Below are 2,980 nucleotides of genomic sequence, written 5' to 3' on the forward strand. Positions count from 1 at the left end.
GGTAGAGCATAACAAATTAGGCAGGATCGACCAAAGTGACTTGTGATCGGCCAACGGGCTGGTTGCTGGTTACTGAATAGCTAATTCCCTTCTCTGCAGATGTATCTGATCTTCATCAGTTCACACTTGACACTCTCTGACCTACGACCACCTTCATCAGCGGAGGATTAGTTACTGCAAATAATTTATTATGTACGGCTTAAAATGAGGTGAAATATGTGATTTAATATTCCGAAGGAGCCAGAACCGTTGTAAAAGACCAATCTTACAAAAAAATCGCATAAAAAAACTGCCTTAAACAGTTCGGTTGAACCATTTAAGGCAGTTAATATTGTGGTTACTATTGATTAATACAGGTAATCCAAAGCAGTTTTGTCAGCGCTTGTGAAAGGTCTGCTTGAACCGTCAGTACAGGCAAGCATCCATGAACCGTTACCTGAAAGATCAGCTCCGGTTGGAGTACCAGGGATATGGTTTGCTCCTACACCTCCGTCACCTTCGTTAGCAGTAGAACCTCCGCAGCTTATGCTTCTGTCAAAATAATCAGTGTGACGGAAACCGATGCAATGACCCATTTCGTGAGCCATGATAGTAGCGATACCATCAGTGCTAAGACCATACCTAGATTCCAGAATACCGCTCATCTTGATTGTACCATAGGGGTCACCTGAAGCTGTTGGGAATCCTGCAGAACCAAGAACACCTCGTCTCTCGTCCCCTTTGCTCAACCTTTCAAAAACTATATCAGCATTACTACTTGTAGAGACTCTTTGGAAAGTCAATGTAAGGTTTTCTGCATTGTATCTTCTGATAGCTTCATCCAAACCTGCCTGCTCACCGGAGCTGAAACCACGGCTGCCAGTCGGCATGTAAACGTTGATCACTCTCGGGCCATTTACCAGATTATTGGTGCTGTACTGCTCCACTGTAGGGATGCTTTGTCCGGGACTCATTCTTTCAATGTCTGCAGCCGTAAGATAAATGTCATTTTCTACAAGAAAACCATCTTCAAAACGAGACACACCATCAATGCTGAAGCCTAACTGAGTCAGTTTAGACAACACTTCTTCAGGTACATCATCACCAGGAGCTACACTTTCGTTTTCACATGAGAAAAACACGCCGCTGGCCAACACTGCCAGTACCAGAAGAGAATTTAATCTTTTCATAATTTAAAATGGATTTAGGTTATTTAAATAAACGCTCGCAATGTTGGAAAAGCATGTTTAAACTCAAAATATAATTCTTGATTTATTTTTAACAACAAAATAATGTCTGGGAAAAATTAAAAAATCCAAACAATAATCTATTAATCTAAATCCTTTGTGAAGAATGTTTCTAATATGCTGATTCAAGCTCCAATTCCACAGGGCAGTGATCGGAACCTTCATACTCATTGTGAATCGCCGCACTTCTTATCTTATCGAGCAAACCGCTGCTAACCAGGAAGTAATCTATTCGCCAGCCCACATTCCTGGACCTGGCATTGAACATGTAATTCCAATAGGAATATTTAATCTCCTCCGGATAGAAATGACGGAAAGTATCCACAAAGCCATTGCTAATATAGTTGCTAAAGCCATCAATCTCCTGCTGAGTGTAGCCGGCTGATTTGTTGTAGTTCTGTTTGGCCCTGGCAATGTCTATTTCCTGATGCGCCACGTTAAGGTCGCCACACAGAATGACTGGCTTCTTTTCTTCCAGAGCTTTGAGGTGCTTCAGAAAAACCTCGTCCCACGTTTGCCTGTAATCCAGTCTGTTGAGGCCCTGGCCAGAGTTAGGGGTGTATACATTCACCAGAAAGAAATCCTGGTACTCCGCCGTAATCACCCTTCCTTCCTGGTCGTGGTCATCATGGCCAAGGTCATAAACCACACTGACCGGCTCCTTTTTGGAGAATATGGCCGTTCCTGAATAGCCCTTTCTTGCCTTGGAAGAATTGATGTAGGCATGGTACTCCGGAAGAAGCTGAGCAGCCGTTTTCACATCCTCGACCTGCGCTTTGGTTTCCTGCAGGCAGAATATGTCCGGGTTCATCTTTTTAATATTTTCAACAAAATCTTTCTTCAATATGGCCCTGATGCCGTTGATATTCCAGGACACGAGTTTTAGATTACTCATAAAATCTGTTTAGTATTTAGTGCAAAAAATTGATGCTATGAAATCCGAGATAATCAGCCCTGTTTTATATACTTCTCTTCAAACAGGCTGAACTGCTGCATAAGTTCTTTGGTGATGGAGCCCACTTGCCCATCTCCTATGGTAAAGTCGTCAATAAGTGTAACGGGCAAAACTTTCTTTGTAGTACCTGTCAGAAAAGCTTCTTTGGCCGTTCGCAGGTCATCCACTGATACAGGAGCTTCATGTACTTTGAATTTTTGCCGCGCAAGATCCAGCACCTTGCGCCGGGTTACCCCTTTTAATATGCTCCGGTCCGGCGTTATGATCTCATTTTGCTGATTGACAATGAAGAAATTACTTCTGGTAAGCTCACAAACGAGTCCGTTGTGGTGGTATAGTACATCAAAGGCCCCGGCTTTGGCAATTTCCTTTTTCAGCCAGATGCCTGTCATATAATTTATGGTCTTTACCTCAGGCAGCTCCCTTAAATAGGGATAGGTAATCAGCTTAACTCCTGTTCTGTAGCGTTCGTCAGGCGGAAATTTGATATGCTCCTGTGTGATAATAAGGTTGGGCAATCCTATGCTGTAGCCATCCGGGGTATAGCCACCGGTCAGCACTACCCTGATACCTGAAACCGGCATTTGGTTTACTTCTATAAGCTTCCTGATCCTGGCCTCCAGACTTTCTTTATCAAAGGGTATTTCATCAAATACTTTCCGGGCAGAAAGAAAGAACCTGTCAAGATGATCCTCCATAAAAAGAGGGGCATTGTCCTTAAGCCTGAAGAAATCAAAGATACCGTAGCCTCTGATAATACTGAGGTCTGATATACCGATTTTCGCGTCCTGTCGCTTGA

General features: G+C 43.2%; 3 protein-coding genes. All 3 read right to left on the reverse strand.

What is annotated here, in order from left to right:
• Positions 1–347 precede the first annotated feature (347 nt).
• Entirely contained in the window at positions 348–1,169 is an 822-nt protein-coding gene (locus tag E1163_RS17685) for a M57 family metalloprotease (RefSeq protein ID WP_155173787.1), read from the reverse strand.
• A 169-nt stretch (positions 1,170–1,338) separates the two neighbouring features.
• Positions 1,339–2,121, reverse strand: coding sequence for an exodeoxyribonuclease III (locus E1163_RS17690; RefSeq protein WP_155173788.1), 783 nt, complete (start codon positions 2,119–2,121; stop codon positions 1,339–1,341).
• 53 nt (positions 2,122–2,174) lie between these two features.
• The coding region (locus E1163_RS17695; protein WP_185156131.1) for an aminotransferase class IV at positions 2,175–2,980 on the reverse strand (806 nt) is incomplete at its 5' end.

Origin of the sequence: Fulvivirga kasyanovii (assembly GCF_009711405.1) — a bacterium.
GTDB classification, from domain to species: domain Bacteria; phylum Bacteroidota; class Bacteroidia; order Cytophagales; family Cyclobacteriaceae; genus Fulvivirga; species Fulvivirga kasyanovii.

Bases quoted from the DNA above. Each gene is read 5' to 3' on its own strand.
- E1163_RS17690 (WP_155173788.1), bottom strand. From the start codon at position 2,121: ATGAGTAATCTAAAACTCGTGTCCTGGAATATCAACGGCATCAGGGCC.
- E1163_RS17685 (WP_155173787.1), bottom strand. From the start codon at position 1,169: ATGAAAAGATTAAATTCTCTTCTGGTACTGGCAGTGTTGGCCAGCGGC.